This is a genomic window from Glycomyces tarimensis (genome assembly GCF_054776215.1).
This window is the reverse complement of sequence record NZ_BAAHCB010000005.1, coordinates 101,635-117,048: the sequence shown is the minus strand read 5'-3', so window position 1 is coordinate 117,048 and position 15,414 is coordinate 101,635. Positions and strand designations below refer to the sequence as shown.

The window sequence follows — 15,414 nt, the reverse complement described above, 5'->3', positions numbered from 1 at the left end:
CGGCCGGGGGCCGGGACCATCGCCGCGTTCCTGATCCCCGGTCTGGTCCTGTTCCTGCTGTTCGTGCTCGCGCCGATCCTCTTCGCGGCGTACGTGGGCTTCTTCCGCTGGAACGGCCTGGGAGGACCGCCCACCGACTTCATCGGCTTCGAGAACTTCGCGAACCTGCTCAAGGACACGGTGTTCCTGGGCGACCTGTGGCGCGTGGCCGTGCTCATCGTGCTCTCGCTGGTCGTCCAGCTCCCGCTCGCCTTCGGCCTCGCGATGCTGCTCCATCAGCGCTTCCCCGGGCGCACGATCTTCCGGCTGCTGTTCTTCGTGCCGTACGTGCTGTCCGAGGCGATCACCGCCGTGCTGTTCCGGCTGATCTTCTCCGAACGCAGGGGCTTCGCCGACTCGCTGCTGGGAACGCTGGGCATCGAGAGCAGCGTCGGATGGCTCTCGGACCGCTCCATCGTGCTGTACGTCGTCTTCGGCGTCCTCACATGGAAGTTCTTCGGGTTCCACATGATCCTGTACCTGGCCGGGCGCCAGAACATCCCCGACGAGCTCTACGAGGCCGCCGCCATCGACGGCGCCAGCGGCGCGCAGATGTTCCGCCGGATCACTCTGCCGCTCATGGGACCGACCGTGCGCATCACGATCTTCCTGTCCATCATCGGCGTGGTCCAGCTGTTCGACCTCGTGTTCGTCCTGACCGGCGGCGGCCCGTTCCACGCCTCCGAGACCATGGCGATCACGATGTACGAACAGGGCTTCCAGCGCAACCAGATCGGTTACGCCTCGGCCCTGTCGATCGCGATGTTCCTCATCAGCTTCGTCTTCGCACTGTTCTATCAGCGCTATGTGCTGAAACGCGACTTGCAGGGCGGCCTCACCGGAGGCGGATCGAACGGAGGTGACCGCTGATGCCGGCCGTCAACACCGCGCGCGGCAATCTGCTGCGCAACACCGGGTTCTACATCGCCGCGTTCCTCACCTTGGTGTTCGTGGCGACGCCGATCCTCTTCGCCCTGCTGGGCGGCTTCAAGGACAACGCGCAGCTGCGCGAGAACGCCCTCGGACTGCCGAGTCCCTGGAACGCGGCGAACTACACCGACGTGATCGCCTCGGACCTGTTCTGGAGGCAGTTGTGGAACTCGGTCTTCATCGCGCTGGCGACCACCTTCATCGTGGTGGGCGCGGCGGCGATGGTGGCGTTCGTGTTCGCCCGCTACGCGTTCCGGGGCCGGGAGGTCCTGTTCATGCTGTTCGCGACGGGGCTGATGTTCCCGTTCGCGGTGGCGGTGCTGCCGCTGTTCATCATCCTGCGCACCATGGGCCTGCTGGACAGCCCGCTGGGCGTGATCCTGCCGCAGGCGGCGTTCGGCCTGCCGTTGACGATCGTCATCCTGCGCAGCTTCTTCCGGGCCATCCCGGGGGAGATCGAGGAGGCGGCCGTGATCGACGGGGCGAGCCCGTGGCGGTTCTTCCTGACGATCCTGCTGCCGATGGCGCGCCCCGCGCTGGCGACGGTCTCGGTGCTGGCGCTGGTGGGCAGCTGGAACAGCTTCCTGCTGCCGCTCGTGGTGCTGCAGGACGCGAGCCTGTGGACACTGCCGATCGGTGTCACGCAGTTCTCGGGCCAGTACGCCTCGGACACGGCGAAGGTCCTGGCGTTCGTCATGCTGGCGATGCTGCCGGCGCTGGTCTTCTACGCCTTCGCCGAACGCCACCTGATCAGCGGCCTGACCGCGGGCAGCACCAAGGGCTAGCCCGCGAAGGAACCGGAACCGCATCGGCGGCGTCGGAGGGTACATGAGACACCGACTCGTACCCCTCGGCGCCGCCGCCGTTCTGGCCGCCGGCGCCTGCACCTCCGAGCCAGACCCCTCCATCGATACGGCCCCTTGGGTTCCCGCCTCGGCGCAGCTGGCGTCATACGACAGCTGCGAGGAGGCCCTGGAGGGCATCCACCGGTCCTTCATCGGCACGCTCAACGACATGCGCCGCTACCAGAACGCGCGCGGCCCCGTGGACGAGCTCGCCCGGGGGGACGCCGGGAGCACCGCCGAGGGCGAGTCGGCGCCCTCCGCCGGGGACAACGCCGCGGCCACGGACCACTCCGAGACCAACACGGCCGTCGCCGGCGTCGACGAGCCCGACATGGTCAAGACCGACGGCCAGTTCGTCTACAGCGTCGTCGACGCCGTCATGCGCGTGGTGAACGCGCAGACCGCCGAGGTCGTCGCCGAGCACGACTACGGCTGGGAGACCTGGGACCACCGGCTGTTCCTCGGCGACGACGAACTGCTGGTGATGTACACGCGTGAACACCAGAGCGGCGAGGAGTACTACTCCGAGTTCGTCCTCGAACGGCTCGACCCCGCCGAGCTCGAGGTGCGCGACACCTTCGCCCTCGAAGGATCCATGCTGGACGCGCGCATGGTGGAGGGCGAGGTGCGGCTCGCGGTCGACTCCTCGCCGCATATCGAGCCGCTGTGGGAGGAGTTCTACTCCGGCTCCGACGCCGCCGAGCTGCGCGAGGCGGTGCGGTCCACGACGATCGAGGACTGGCTGCCGAGCTACAGCGTCGACGGTGTCGAGAGCGAGACCGAGTGCGACGCGATCGCCCACCCCGAGCGCTTCGAGGGGTCGGCGACGGTCACGGTGGCGGCGCTGTCGGCCGGCGGCGAATGGTCTGATGTGGATCCGACGACGGTGATGGCGGACGGCGGCACCGTCCACGGCACCGCCGAGAGCCTCTACCTGGCGCACAGCGACCACCACTGGGACGCCGAGGAGCCCGCGGCCGAGACCGAGCTCTACCGCTTCGCCTTCGACGGCGATCAGCCGCGCCTGGCCGGGGAGGCCGCCGTGCCGGGGACGCTGCTCAACCAGTACTCGATGAGCGAGCACGACGGGCATCTGCGCGTCGCCACCACCGAGAACAACGACACGTGGTGGGGCCCGGCCGAGGACGGCATCGCACCCGGCGGGCAGTCCGAGCCGTCGAGCTCGACCGTGACGGTCCTGGCGATCGGCGAGGACTCGCTGACCGAGGTCGGGGCCGTCGGCGACCTGGGGCTCGACGAGCAGATCTACGCGGTCCGCTTCATGGGCGACACCGGGTACGTGGTGACGTTCCGCCAGACCGATCCGCTGTACACACTGGATCTGTCCGATCCGGCGAATCCCGAGGTGACCGGGGAGCTGAAGATCACCGGCTACTCCGCCTATCTGCACCCGCTCCCGGGCGAGCGGTTGCTCGGCGTCGGCCAGGAGGCCACCGAGCAGGGCATGACCACCGGCCTCCAGGTGAGCCTGTTCGACGTCGCGGACGAGGAGGCGAGCGTGCTCGACCAGTACGAGCGCGACGGCGCGAACTCCGCGGCCGAGTGGGACCCGCACGGCTTCCTGTACTGGGAGGCGGAGGGCATCGCGGTCCTGCCGGTGTGGGACTGGGAAGACCACGAGAGCAGCGCGGGCGCGGTGGTGCTCGAGATCGGCGAGGACACCGTGACCGAGACCGCCTGGATAGCCCACGAGGCGGAGGCGCAGGAGGACGAGAACTACAGCTACGGCACCGAGATCGTGCGGAGCCTGGTCATCGGCGATCAGCTGTGGACGCTCTCGTACGCCGGGCTCCAGGCCACCGAGATCGGCGGCGGCTACGAGACGACCGAGTGGATCGCCTGGTAGGGGGGCAAGGACGGGGCCGCGCCGCATTTCGGGAGGCGGCGCGGCCCGGGCGTGCGTTGGCGGGAACGGGCGAGTGTGATGGTCGTTCTGGGCCAAGGGCGGCAACGATGACGAGGTGGTGGGTGGGCTGGTGCCGGTGTCTGTGGCGGGCACCGTGGTGGCCTGGGGTTGCCTGAGGAGCCCGGCAATGGTCGCGGGGGCGTTGGCGGGAACGGGCGAGTGTGATGGTCGTTCTGCGCCAAGGCAGCGACGAAAGCGGTGGCGGGTGGGCTGGTGCCGGTGTCTATGGCGGGCACCGTGGTGGGCTGGTGCCGGTGTCTATGGCGGGCACCGTGGTGGGCTGGTATTGGTTTGTCGGCGCGGAGGTGGCCGGTGGGGCCGCCGTGCCGGGCGTGATGGTGGCCCGCTGGGCGGCGAGTATTCGGGTGGCTGGTGTGCCGGTTCGGAGTCCGGGCATGGGGAAGTGCTCGAAGCCGTTGCCGGTTTCGAGCTGGCGATCTATGAGGTGCCTTCCCCGCCACGGCATCCCGCAGCGGGCAGGGTAAGAAGGAGGGCGGTACGTAGTCGGGTGCCGGTGCGGCGCTTGCGGCTCCGACCGGTTCACGAGGCCGCCTCGATTCCGCTAGTGGCGTGGAAGGCTCAAGTTCGGTCCCGGTCTCGCTCTCGGTCGCCGTTCCGGTCTCCGGTTCAGGCTCCGGTGTCGGGGTGGTGAAGCGGGCTCGTACTTTGGCGCGTGCGGCTTTCGCGGCGGCCATGACCTGCTCGGTCTCGGCCTGTTCGGCAGCCGCTTCGAGGTCGGGTTTCAGGGTCTCCGACCATTCTTCGGGGTACAGGCCGGTGGGGAAGGCGTTCGCGATGTCGTCGGCGAAGCCCAGATCCAGGTCGGTGTCGGTGCGCCAGTCGGCGCACCCGCATGTGAGGTCGGGGTCGGTGTCCTCGTGCCCCTCATGGTGCACGATCAACGCCTTGCCCGGTCCGGTCTTCTGAATCGTCCAGCCGGGGGTGTGGATGCGGCCGTGGTGGAACCGGCACAGCAGGATCAGGTTCTCGGCCACTGTCGGTCCACCATTCGCCCAGTGGCGGATGTGGTGGGCTTCGGTCCACTGCACCGGGGCGAGGCAGCCGGTCCAGGCGCACCCGCCGGGTTGCTCCAACTCCAGCTTCCGCCGCAGGGCGCTGTTGGGCAGGCGCAGGGCCCGGCCGAGTTCGATCGCTTCGCCGGTGGCGTAGTTGAACACGTTGGGGATGACCAGGCCTTCGCAGGCGAGCAGGCGGGCCTTACCGAGGGAAATGGGGTCGCCTTCGAGGGTCGGGACCCGTCCGGTGTCGTCCCCGGCCAACGTTTCGATGTCGACTGACAGGTGCAGGGTGGCGGTGTGCCCGTGCCGCTTGGCCGCGTTCGGGTCGGCCCCGTGGGCCGCGAGCACCTGGTGGAAGGCCTCGGCCCGCCGGTTCGCCGCCGGAGGCAGCGACCCGTCCTCGTCGACCTCATCCTGACGCGGCGGGGGCACGGCGGTGGTCAGGAGCTTGGCGAACAGCTTCCCGGTATCCGAAGACAGCAGCCCGGAGAGGACGAACATGCCGTTCTCAGTCTCCACCAGATCCAGCCGCTGCAACGACTGCTGCCCCAGCCCGTCCAACAGCTCCTCACCGTTGTCCAGGGCGGCTTGAAGTTCGTCGAGCTGGGCGTGCACATCCTTCACCGTCGCGTGAATGCAGTACTGCGCGATCAAATGCTCCGGCGTCGGGCAGCGGGTGTCCGCGTCGAACGGGGAGGACACCGGCTCCTTGTAGGGAGTCCGGGCGTACACGCGGAGGGCCTTGGTCGCGTCCAGGCGGCGCACGGCCGCCGCGACCCGGTCGATCCGCGCCCGAGCCGACGTCGCGGTCTCGGCGAGGACGGTGAACTTCCCGGCGGTGCGGGCGATCGCCGCCAGATCAGCAGCCGTGCGCAGGTGGAAGTCGAAGGTCGTCACCAGCCACTCCCGCAGCGCCGAGAATCCGTCGCAGTCGCGGTGAATATTCCAGGCTTTCGCCTCGATCACCCGGGCGAGGATGTCCGCGTGGAGGGCGTTGATGGCGGCAGCCGCCTCATCGAGTTCGGTGTGGATGGCCGCCGCCCGCTCGGTCCGCTCGGTCCTGCTGGGCTTCGTGTCCACCTTGGCCATCTCACACCTCCCTCGATCATTGAGGTCTCGTACGAACCTGCTGTTTCCGCCGGTTCGTGCTATACCTCTATTCTCCCAGGTCACAGCCGCTCTGTCATCACCCATTAGGGTGGGAAAACACTCACGTTTCCCGGCCGGACTACCCACTCGCTTTGCCTCGCAAGACAACCCGGACAAGATCCGCCGATCCGGCCAGCGCCCCACGCCCTCCCGACAGCCCGCGAACCCGACCGTCACAGACAACCCACCTCTCCGTCGCTGACGCCTTTAGTGCAGCGCAACCACAACCAACACCATTCCCGCCAGCGCCCCACGGTCCATTGCCGGTCTCCCCAGGCGCCAACCCACCGCCCCGACTACCGACGGCCGCGCCGACGCGTCGTCCACGAGCCTGTCCGGTGTAGGGCTGCGGCGGGGCCGCGCCGCCGAAGCGGCGCGGCCACGCCTTTCCTGTTTCCTTCAGGCTCTTATCGTCCGAGGTTGCGGAAGCGGCGGACGGCCAGCGGCAGGAAGATCAGCGTGATGATCACCGGCCAGATCAGCGCCGCGGCCAAGGCGTGCTGCTCGGGCCAGGAGCCGCCGACCGCGACCGGGTTGCCGAACAGCTCCCGAATCGAGGTCGCCGTCGCGGACACCGGGTTCCAGGCGGCGATGGCGCCCATCCAGTTCGGCATGAGTTCCGGCGGGGTGAACACCGAGGAGACCATCGCGAACGGAAAGGCGATCGCGAACAGGTTCCCTGCCTGCTCGACGCCCTTGACGAGCAGGCCGAGCCAGACGCCGACCCAGATCAGCGAGAAGCGCAGCCACAGCAGCACACCGAAGGCGGCCAGCGTCTCCCAGAACGTGCCGTCCGAACGCCAGCCGATGGCCAGCGCGATGAGCGCGAGGATCGCCAAGTCGACACCGGCGTGGATGGTGTCGGCGATATTGCGGCCGACGACGACCGCCGAGGAGGCCATGGGCATCGAGCGGACCCGGTCGATGAAGCCCTTCTCCTTCATCTCGGCGACCGCCCAGGCGGTGTTCGTGAAGCCGAAGGCCATCGTCAAGGCGAACATGCCGGGCATGGCGTAGGCGACGTAGTCGACGCCGGCGCCCTGGCCGGTGACGTCCATGGCGGAGCCGAAGACGTAGACGAACAGCAGCACCATGACGATCGGGAAGCCGAGCTGCCAGGCGAAGTTCGCGGGCTGGCGCGCCATGTGGGCGAACTCCTGGCCGACGATGGTGCGGTAGTCGTGGACGGTCCACTTGACGCGGGAGGCGAGGGTCTCGGGCGGGAGCGGGGCGAGTGTGGTCATCGACCGGCCTCCTTCTCGTTTTCGGAGCCGATGAGTTCGAGGAACGCCTCATCGAGGGTGGGTCGGCGCAGGCCGATGTCGGCGACGTCGAGCTGCTTGTGCTGGATGGCGGTGGCGGTCGCGGTGAGCGCGGTGACCGGTTCGGCGACTGGGGCGGAGACGGAGCCGGTCGCCGGGTCGGTGGCGATCTCGCCGGTGGCGACGGCGCCCATGAGGTCTTTCGCGGCGTCAAGGTCGCCGTGGTCGGCGACGACGATTTCGAGGCGGTCGGCGCCCATGCGTCGTTTGATGCCTGCCGGGGTGTCGTCGACGATGTTGCGGCCGTGGTCGATGACGGTGATGCGGTCGCAGAGCCGGTCGGCTTCGTCGAGGTAGTGGGTGGTGAGCAGGACGGTGGTGCCGTCGGCGGCGAGCCCCGAGACGGCGTCCCAGACCTCGCGTCGCCCGGCCGGGTCGAGACCGGTGGTGGGCTCGTCGAGGAACAGGACCTGCGGTGCCAGGATCATGCTCGCGGCCAGGTCGAGGCGGCGCTTCATGCCGCCGGAGAACTTCTTGACCTGGCGGTCGGCGGCTTCGACGAGGCTGAACTGGTCGAGCAGTTCCTCGGCTCGCTGGCGGGCCTGGGTCTTGGTGAGGCGGAAGAGCTTGCCGAAGAGGACGAGGTTCTGGCGGGCGCTGAGCATGTCGTCGACTGCGGGGTTCTGGCCGGTCAGTCCGATGCGGCGCCGTACTTGACGGGCGTCGCGGGCGATGTCGAAGCCGGCGACGGTGGCTCGGCCGGTGTCGAAGCCGAGCAGGGTGGTGAGGATGCGCACGGTGGTGGTCTTGCCGGCGCCGTTGGGTCCGAGGAGTCCGAGGACGGTGCCGGCCTCGGCCGAGAGGTCGAATCCTTCGAGCGCGACGGTGTCTTTGTAGCGTTTGCCGAGGTTCTCGGCCTCGACGGTGGTGGTTGGCATTGCCTGGTTCCCCCTTAATCGGGTACGTTGTACCCAATATTAGAGTACGCTGTACTCGGTTTGCAAGCGGATATCATGAGGCCTCTATGGCGACACCACAGACCGGGGCGGGCGACCCCAAGCGAAGTCTTGAACTGCTCTGGCGCGAACTCGAGCCGCAGCCGAGCAAACCGGGGCCCAAACCCAAGCTCACCGTGGAGCGGATCGTCGAGGCGGCGATCCGCGCCGCCGACCGCGAGGGCAGCTGCTTCGGCATGCGGGAGGTCGCCGCCGAACTCGGTGTCGGCACCATGACGATCTACCGCTACGTGCCCGGCAAGAAGGAACTGATCGACCTCATGGTGGATCGGCTCAGCCGCGTCGGCCCCGAGGCGCCCGACCTCACCGGGCTCGACTGGCGCCAGCGGCTGGAACTGCTCGCCGAGAGCACCTGGCACGTCTACTCCGAGCATCCGTGGCTGCTGGAGATCGACCAGCGCCGCCCGGTCCTCGGGCCGGACTCGCTGGACGGCTTCAACTTCGCGGTGGCGGCCTTCGAGGGCCACGAGCTGCCCGACAAGGAGGTCAACCTCGTCATCACCGCCGTGTCGAACCTCGTCACCGGCACCGCCCGCCAATACCTGCTGCGTGACTCCGCAGAGGACGAACCGGCCGTCGGCGAGCAGGAATGGTGGGAGGCGCAGCTGCCGTATCTGGAGAAGGCCGTCGCGTCGGGCCGCTACCCGGCCATCGCGCGGTTCACCGACGAGAACGCGTGGGACATCTCCGCGCACGACGCGATGCGGTACGCGCTCGAACGCTTGCTCGACGGCCTGGCGCCCCGCATGGAGCAGAGCCGCAAGCACCCCGACGGGGCGTGACGCTCCGAGCCTGGCGGGGACACGGGTGTCGACGCGCGCGGATCGAATCCCTCAATCCCCGGTGACGATGTCCCCGAGCTCGCTCAGGTTGTCCTGGTCGTAGAAGTAGTACATGTGGTGGTCGAGCGTGTTGAGGTCCTCGCGATCCGAGACTTCGGTCCGCTCGCCGCCGAAATGCTCCGAGGTGGGATCGGCGCCGTGGGTGCCGGTGGCGGCGTTGATGGCGTCCCGGTCGCTGTGCATGACGTGGACGTCGTCGGCCCCGACGTTGAAGTTCTGCGCGGTCCCGTTGTCCGCGCCCGGCCCCGGCGCCCCGACCAGCACCACCCGATCGGCGGCGCTGCCGCCGCCGTGCTGGTCGGCGTACCCGGTCACCACCCCGCCGTAGCTGTGTCCGATCTGCGTGATGCTCGAACCCTCCACCTGGTTCGTGGCGGCGGCTCCGGTGGTGAAGCGGTCCAGCGCCGCGCCGCCTTCCTGCGCGGCGGCGTCGAAGGCCGCCCCCGGGAGCCCGGACGGCGAGTCGTAGCCGAGCCACATGACCGTGACGTTGTCGTCGCCCCCTCCGGCGGATCGGTCGATGTTGCCGGCGAAGTCGATGTACGAATCGGTGCCGGTGAACGCGGGGTTCCCGGCCATGCTGGTATCGCTGCCGACACCGGGAACATAGATGGCGGTGTTCTCGGCGTGGTCCGGATCGCCGCCTACGGCGACGATGACGTTCCAGTCCCCCAGCAGCGTGCCCGGGGCGTTCGGCGCGTTCAGTCCGGAGTCGGTGATCCGCGGGTCGAGCCCGAGCAGCATCAGGTCCTCGTTGAGCACCCGGTCGCGCAGTGCCCTGGCGTCGCGGTCGCCGGGGTGGGCCTCGATGTACTCGTCCAGGTAGTCCATGTTGGCCTCGTGGCGCACCTGCGAGGGGATGCCGTCGAGGCCGCGGACGGCGTCGCGCTCCTGCTCGATGATCTCCTGGCGCTCGCTCTCGGACAGGCGCTCCCACCACCCGGCGACCACGTGGGGGTCGGCCTCACCGCTGAGCATCTCCTCGCGCTCGGCGGCCTCGTGCTCGGCCAGCGCCTCCTCGTACGCCTCCACGCCGTCGCCGTAGCCGGATCCGACGAACGGCGGCATGGGGGCGGCCTCGCCGGCGAGGCCCTCCAGGAGCGCGGCGGCCTCGTCGTCCGCGGTCCTCGCGCTCTCCATGGCCGCGCGGACGCTCGCTTCGAGCATCTGGGCTCGCTCGGCAAGCGCGTGGTAGCGCCCGACCGGGTCGTCCCGCTCCTCCGAGACCTCGGTGGCGAGCTGCTCGGACATGACGACCCGCTCGGACCCGGCGTCGCCTTTGAGTTCGAACCGCTCGGCCTCCACCTCGTCGATGAGGTCGTTCAGGTTGTTCTGCTGTGTCTCGAGCGCCGCGTGCAGCTCCTCGATCGTGGCGGCGATCCGGACCGAGGCGTAGTCGTGGATGTCGTCCTGGAACTGCCCGGCGAGGCGGCCGAGCTGCTCACGGCATTCGTCGGCGGTGTCACTGTCGAAGTTGTCGACGCCGAGCGAGCCGCCGACGACGTCACCTGTGACGCGCTCGGCCTGCTCGACCATCGCCGAGGCGTGCGCGGTCCAGGAGGCGGCCAGCTCCGACAGCGGTGCCAGGTCCGCGGTCGACAGATCCTGCCAGGTGAGGGATGAACTCATCGACGCACTCCTACAGTCCGCCGTTCGGCCGGGCGGGGTAGTCGGCCACCTGGGCGTTGGGTCTGTCGGCGTACCGGTCGAGGTCGGCGTATTCGCGGAACGCGTCGGCGTTGTACTCGTCGATCTCGACCGCCTCTTCGGCGCAGGTGGCGAGGTATTCGCCCATGTTGCCCAGGCGGCGGCCGAAACCGCCCGCCCGCAGGCCGTGCCACCAACCTCCGGCCGAGGTGAGCGCGGCGCCGACGGCGAAGTTGCCTCCGGCCAGGCCGGAGCCGACCGTCTCGGTCTCGTCCTTGATCGCCGAGGAGGCCGAATCGACCTCCGCCTCAATGTCGAACAGGTCCTCGACCGCGCTGTGAACCCGGTCGGGCTCCATCGCGAACACTTCCGCACCGCTCATAGGACTCCCATCCTCTCGGCGGCGCGGAGGCGAGCACCCGGGTCGGGGTCGCCGAGTCCCGGTCGTGCGCGCAGCGGCGGGGGCACGAGGTCCGGGTGGGGTTCGTCCGGTCTCGGCGGCTGCGCGCGACCGGCCGCGCCGTCATCGTCGATCGGCCGAAATGTACACGGACTCACTTGCCATCCACTTGTCGACGCGGGCTTCGGGACCCCTTGGACGGCATGGGGAGACGATGCCACCGACCGCTACGGCCACAGCATCGCCGTGGCCGGCGGACTGGTCGGGACGGCGTCACCGCCGTCCGCGCAGGGCGAAGCCGGCGACGACGGCGACCACGGCCAGCAGGGCCGCGCCGGTCCAGGCGGCCGTGTTGACGCTGGAGGTGCTCGAAGCGACCGGCGAATGGGGCGACACGGTCGAGCAGGCCGTCCGAGAGGCCGGAGCCGAGGACCCGGCCCACCGCTTCGAGGTCCTGATCCGGAGGCTCTTCCATCTGATCCCGGCTTCCCGCGAGCTGCACATCGCCAGCGCGCAGGCATTCGCGGAAGCCCAGTTCGACGAGGAGCTGCGAGTCGCGCTGGCCTCGGGGCTCGCCGAGGCGCGCACGTCGCTGGCCTCGATGATGGCGGGAGTCGCGGCCGAGCAGACCGGACCCGCCGACGAGCACGGGGTCGGCTCGGCCGCCTACGCGATGGTCACCGGGTTCCTGGTGCAGGCCTTGATCGACCCGGACTCGATGCCCGAGCCCGAACAGGTCATCGAGGCCGTGCGGTTGCTGGCCGGCTCCGGTATCTGAATCCGCGTTCCGATGGGACTACGTCCACCGGCGGCGCTCACGTTCCGATGGGATTACGTCCACCGGCTGAGCTCACGTTCCAATGGGACTACGTCCACCGGAAGTACCACGCCCGCGAGCGGATCATGTGCTCGGCGAGGTCCTCCAGGGTCGGCACGCCCGAGTCGAGCAGGTCCGGGCAGTAGGCGTAGGCCTCGCCGGCCACGCCGAGCACCTCGTCGGCGCTGGGCGGGTGCGGGACGTACAGCTCCAAGACGTCATAGGTCATCGCCACGAGCTCGGCCTCGAAGCGGTGGTGCCAGTGCTTGAGGATCGCCGCGTGCTCGGCGCCGTACAGCTCCCAGTTCGTCGAGCCCTTCCACGGGAACATCGCCGGAATCTTCCAACCGGCGTCGGTCTCGACGAGGCCGAGCAGGCCGTCGCGCTGCGGCGTCGCGAAGTCGGTGTCACCGCGCCTGGGCAGGATCGGGACGCCGCGGGCCGGCTCACCGGCCTCGGCGGCCTTGTCGTGCAGGAGTGCGCCCGCGTCGATGCCGTCGGCGCGGCCGAGCTCGTCGTCGCCTTCGTGGATGATGGCCTCGCCGGAGTCGCGCCACTCCTCGGGCGCTCCGAGCAGGACGGGCATCCAGCCGGTCTCCTCGGCGGACTGGCGGATCTCCAGCCACCAGTGGAGGGCCTCGGAGGCGCGGACGCCGAAGGCCCACATGGTCGAGTTCTCGCCGCGCACCAGCTGGTGCATCTTCGGGACGGCGAGCCCCGCGGCGCGCAGCGCGGCTCGGGGCGAGCCGGCGATGTCGAGCGCGTCGGTGTCCTCCTCGCGCGGCATCATCTCGTCGCGGCCGGTCGTGGCCGGGCGCTGCGGCGGTTCGGGTTTGTCCAAGGTGAGCAGTTCCCGCTTCGGTCGCTCGGGCACGAAGATGTCCTCCGGCTTCGACGAGGGCTCGGGTGCGGGCTGGGCGTCGAGCAGCGGCTCGGGTTCCACTTCGGTCTCGACGTCCTCCGGCTCGGGCTCGGGATCGGGCACGGCTTTGAGCCTCGGCCAGGCGTCCGGCTCGGTCGCGGGCGCGATGCTGTCCTCCTCCTGAGGTTCCGTCTGGAGCGCCTCGGGGGCGGCATCGTCAAGGGCGCCCGAGGAGACCGCCGACGGTTCGTCGGACGCTGACTCGGGCTCGGGCTTGGCTGTCGGTTCCTGTTGGGCGGCGGGATCGGGCACTGAGTCAGGCGTGTCCCGGCGCCCCAACAGACGCTGGAGGAGTCCCACAGTTCTCCATGATGCCCTGTCTGCGTTGGAAACGCCACGGGCACCCCCGGAGTGGAGCCTCGTGAAGCCGCCGATGCTCTCAGCTTCCGTCGCGCAGCTCCTTCAACGTCTCGGCCTTGAACGCGAGCGATTCGAAGGCGACTTCGCAGCCCTGGCCGGAGGGCGCCTGGACGAGCAGGCCCGTCCTCAACGGCAGGTCGGAGTGGAGGGCGAAGCACCGGACGAACTCCCAGTGCTCGCCGTCGGCGGAGGCGTGGAAGGCGAAGCCCTTGCCGAGGCGGCTGATGCGGAACCAGTAGGCGTTGCCCTCGACGGTCCAGCCGTTGGCGTCGTCGGAGACGCCGTTGGTGACCACGGAGACGACCATGCCCTGGCTCTGCGGGGAGAACTCGAAGCAGAACTTCGCCCAGTGCGCGTCGTCAGCCGCCAGCGCGAGGGCCCCGGCGTCGTAGGTGCCGTTGAAGCCCACGGTGATGCGGGCGCTGAGCTGCCAGTCGCCGTCTGGCGGGACGCCGAGCAGTGCGGCGGCGTTGCGCGTCGCGACGTTCGGATCGGGGGCGTAGGTGTACCAGTCGGTCTGCGCCGCGGCGGTCGCGTACAGACCGGTGTCGGACTGGGTCCACGAGGGCGGCTCGACTCCTTGGTCCCACGCGAGCGCGAAGGGGAGGCCGATGAGGTTGACGCTCATCCCGGGAGCCTACCGGCAGTTGCCGGCAGTGCGCGATCGACTATCCCTTTCGGCCTTTTTTGAACAGCATGCCGAACCAGAACGCGGCGAACAGGATGATCACCAGTACCACGAGGAGCTTGAAGACGATCATCATCTCACCTGCGTCAGAGTAGGGCGTTTGGGTTCGACTGTATCCCCGCTCGACCTGCCGGTGATGCGCCGCTTGATCCAGGGCGCGAGGTGCTTGCCGGCCCAGGCGGCGCCGTTCATCTCCCGGCGGACCTTCGCCAGGGTCGGCAGTGGTTTCAGCCAGTCCTCGTCGGGTTCGATGCCGAGGGCCTCGCACACGTCGACGGCGACGCGGCGGTGGCCGTGGTGGTTGAGGTGCAGGCGGTCCTCCGACCACAGGCGCGGGTCGGCGAAGGCGTCGTCCTCCCACAGGTCGATGAGGATCGCGTTGTGGCGCGCGGCGACGCGCCGGTAGGCGTCGTTGGTGGCCATGAAGCGCTTGCGCAGCATCTTCATGCCCGGTATGTGGGCGGTGACGTCGGCGCAGGTGAAGAGCATGACCTCGGCGCCGGAGGCCTTGAACAGGCGCACCACCTCGTGGGCGCGGGTGGACAGCTGGGTGGCGTTGAAGCCGGGGCGCAGGGCGTCGTTGCCGCCCGCGGCGAAGGAGACGAGGTCGGGGCTCTGCTTGATCGCGGGGACGACCTGCTCGTCGACGATCCGGTCGAACAGCCGGCCGCGGACGGCCAGGTTGGCGTAGGAGAAGTCGGGCCAGAACTCGGCGGCGCGGTGCGCGAAGCGGTCGGCCCAGCCGCTGAAGCCGATGCCGCCGGGGCCGGGGTCGCCGACCCCTTCGGTGAAACTGTCGCCGATCGCCACGAAACTCGAGAACTCCGCGGGCACTCCCACTCCCCACCTTCAATCCGCATCGAACGTCTGGACTGCCCCCAACCGGGTGCTGACCAGCATGCCTCACGTAGATAACGATCGGGTTTCGATCAGGTGGCGAGCGTGACGGTGCCGTTCGGCAAGCGCGGCACTCGGGGACGAGGTGAGTGCGGGCTTCGAGCGATGGCGAGAAGGCGAACTGCGACACGGGGTCGGTCCCGCGCCGCAGTTCGCGGGGCCGGTTACTCCGCGCTGTGGGCGGGGGCGACGTCGAGGATCCAGGTCACGCCGAAGCTGTCGGTGAGCATGCCGAATCCGGGACTCCACGCTGACACTGCGAGGGGCTCGATGACGGACGCGCCGGCCGAGAGCGCTGCCCAGTAGCCCTGCACCTCGTCGAGGGTCTCGCCGCGGACGGAGACGAAGAACGGCTGGTCGGTGACGGTGGTGCCGTTCTCGCGGTACGTTGAGCCGGCGTCGGCGGCCGAGCCGCCGGCCTGGCCGGGGATGTCGTAGGCCATCACGCGGAAGCCCTCTTCGGTCTCGACCTGGCCGAAGACGACGTTCTCGGCGCCGGGGAGCTCCTTGGGCATGCCGAAGTCGCCGTAGGTCGCGATCGTGACCCGGCCGCCGAAGACGGACTGGTAGAACTCCAGGGCCGCACGGGCGTCGCCGCGAAAGTTGAGGTGGGTGGTGGTCTTGAGGCTCATGTCTGCTCCTAGTAGCAACGGT

14 protein-coding genes are annotated in these 15,414 nt (G+C 69.3%); 5 read left to right on the top strand and 9 right to left on the bottom strand.

Features of this window, described 5'->3' with window-relative positions:
- The 3 genes from ACYVK3_RS06150 to ACYVK3_RS06140 form a co-directional block, all read left to right on the top strand.
- Positions 1 to 909: carbohydrate ABC transporter permease (locus tag ACYVK3_RS06150; RefSeq protein ID WP_460496401.1), on the top strand; the 909-nt coding region annotated here is incomplete at its 5' end.
- A complete protein-coding gene (locus ACYVK3_RS06145; protein WP_460496400.1) occupies positions 909 to 1,754 on the top strand; it encodes a carbohydrate ABC transporter permease in 846 nt (281 codons plus the stop codon). The genes ACYVK3_RS06150 and ACYVK3_RS06145, both read left to right, overlap by 1 nt.
- A gap of 43 nt (positions 1,755 to 1,797) precedes the next feature.
- Positions 1,798 to 3,681 (top strand): beta-propeller domain-containing protein, encoded by a 1,884-nt coding sequence (locus ACYVK3_RS06140; protein WP_460496399.1) that lies wholly within the window; start codon positions 1,798 to 1,800, stop codon positions 3,679 to 3,681.
- Here ACYVK3_RS06140 and ACYVK3_RS06135 read toward each other — a convergent pair.
- The 3 genes from ACYVK3_RS06135 to ACYVK3_RS06125 all read right to left on the bottom strand — a co-directional run bounded on the left by ACYVK3_RS06135 (position 3,651) and on the right by ACYVK3_RS06125 (position 8,109).
- Entirely contained in the window at positions 3,651 to 5,849 is a 2,199-nt protein-coding gene (locus ACYVK3_RS06135; protein WP_460496398.1) for an HNH endonuclease signature motif containing protein, read from the bottom strand. The two genes, ACYVK3_RS06140 and ACYVK3_RS06135, sit on opposite strands and share 31 nt — an antisense overlap.
- A 467-nt stretch (positions 5,850 to 6,316) precedes the next feature.
- Positions 6,317 to 7,153, bottom strand: coding sequence for an ABC transporter permease (locus tag ACYVK3_RS06130; protein WP_460496397.1), 837 nt, complete (start codon positions 7,151 to 7,153; stop codon positions 6,317 to 6,319).
- Complete coding sequence (locus tag ACYVK3_RS06125; RefSeq protein WP_460496396.1) at positions 7,150 to 8,109, bottom strand: DrrA family ABC transporter ATP-binding protein; 960 nt, start codon at positions 8,107 to 8,109, stop codon at positions 7,150 to 7,152. The genes ACYVK3_RS06130 and ACYVK3_RS06125 overlap by 4 nt, the downstream gene beginning before the upstream one ends.
- A gap of 86 nt (positions 8,110 to 8,195) precedes the next feature.
- Here ACYVK3_RS06125 and ACYVK3_RS06120 point away from each other — a divergent pair, with 86 nt between their 5' ends.
- Complete coding sequence (locus tag ACYVK3_RS06120) at positions 8,196 to 8,969, top strand: TetR/AcrR family transcriptional regulator (RefSeq protein WP_460496395.1); 774 nt, start codon at positions 8,196 to 8,198, stop codon at positions 8,967 to 8,969.
- Between the two features lie 51 nt (positions 8,970 to 9,020).
- Here the strand turns inward: ACYVK3_RS06120 and ACYVK3_RS06115 are convergent, their stop codons facing one another.
- Both ACYVK3_RS06115 and ACYVK3_RS06110 read right to left on the bottom strand, forming a co-directional pair.
- The gene (locus ACYVK3_RS06115) at positions 9,021 to 10,658 is read right to left on the bottom strand and encodes an alpha/beta hydrolase family protein (RefSeq protein ID WP_460496394.1); all 1,638 of its coding nucleotides are present in this window, start codon (positions 10,656 to 10,658) and stop codon (positions 9,021 to 9,023) included.
- A 10-nt stretch (positions 10,659 to 10,668) separates the two neighbouring features.
- Complete coding sequence (locus tag ACYVK3_RS06110) at positions 10,669 to 11,058, bottom strand: hypothetical protein (RefSeq protein ID WP_460496393.1); 390 nt, start codon at positions 11,056 to 11,058, stop codon at positions 10,669 to 10,671.
- 232 nt (positions 11,059 to 11,290) lie between these two features.
- Between ACYVK3_RS06110 and ACYVK3_RS06105 the strand changes: the two genes are divergently transcribed.
- A complete protein-coding gene (locus tag ACYVK3_RS06105) occupies positions 11,291 to 11,854 on the top strand; it encodes a TetR family transcriptional regulator C-terminal domain-containing protein (protein ID WP_460496391.1) in 564 nt (187 codons plus the stop codon).
- An 88-nt stretch (positions 11,855 to 11,942) separates the two neighbouring features.
- On the opposite strand, the gene ACYVK3_RS06100 is transcribed toward ACYVK3_RS06105, so the two are convergent.
- The 4 genes from ACYVK3_RS06100 to ACYVK3_RS06085 form a co-directional block, all read right to left on the bottom strand.
- A complete protein-coding gene (locus ACYVK3_RS06100) occupies positions 11,943 to 13,067 on the bottom strand; it encodes a DUF4253 domain-containing protein (RefSeq protein WP_460496390.1) in 1,125 nt (374 codons plus the stop codon).
- A gap of 127 nt (positions 13,068 to 13,194) precedes the next feature.
- A complete protein-coding gene (locus ACYVK3_RS06095) occupies positions 13,195 to 13,803 on the bottom strand; it encodes a DUF1349 domain-containing protein (protein ID WP_460496389.1) in 609 nt (202 codons plus the stop codon).
- A gap of 132 nt (positions 13,804 to 13,935) precedes the next feature.
- Positions 13,936 to 14,697: an SGNH/GDSL hydrolase family protein gene (locus tag ACYVK3_RS06090; protein ID WP_460496388.1), complete on the bottom strand. Its 762-nt coding sequence runs from the start codon at positions 14,695 to 14,697 to the stop codon at positions 13,936 to 13,938.
- Positions 14,698 to 14,924: 227 nt separating this feature from the next.
- The gene (locus ACYVK3_RS06085; protein WP_460496387.1) at positions 14,925 to 15,392 is read right to left on the bottom strand and encodes a VOC family protein; all 468 of its coding nucleotides are present in this window, start codon (positions 15,390 to 15,392) and stop codon (positions 14,925 to 14,927) included.
- Between the last annotated feature and the right edge of the window lie 22 nt (positions 15,393 to 15,414).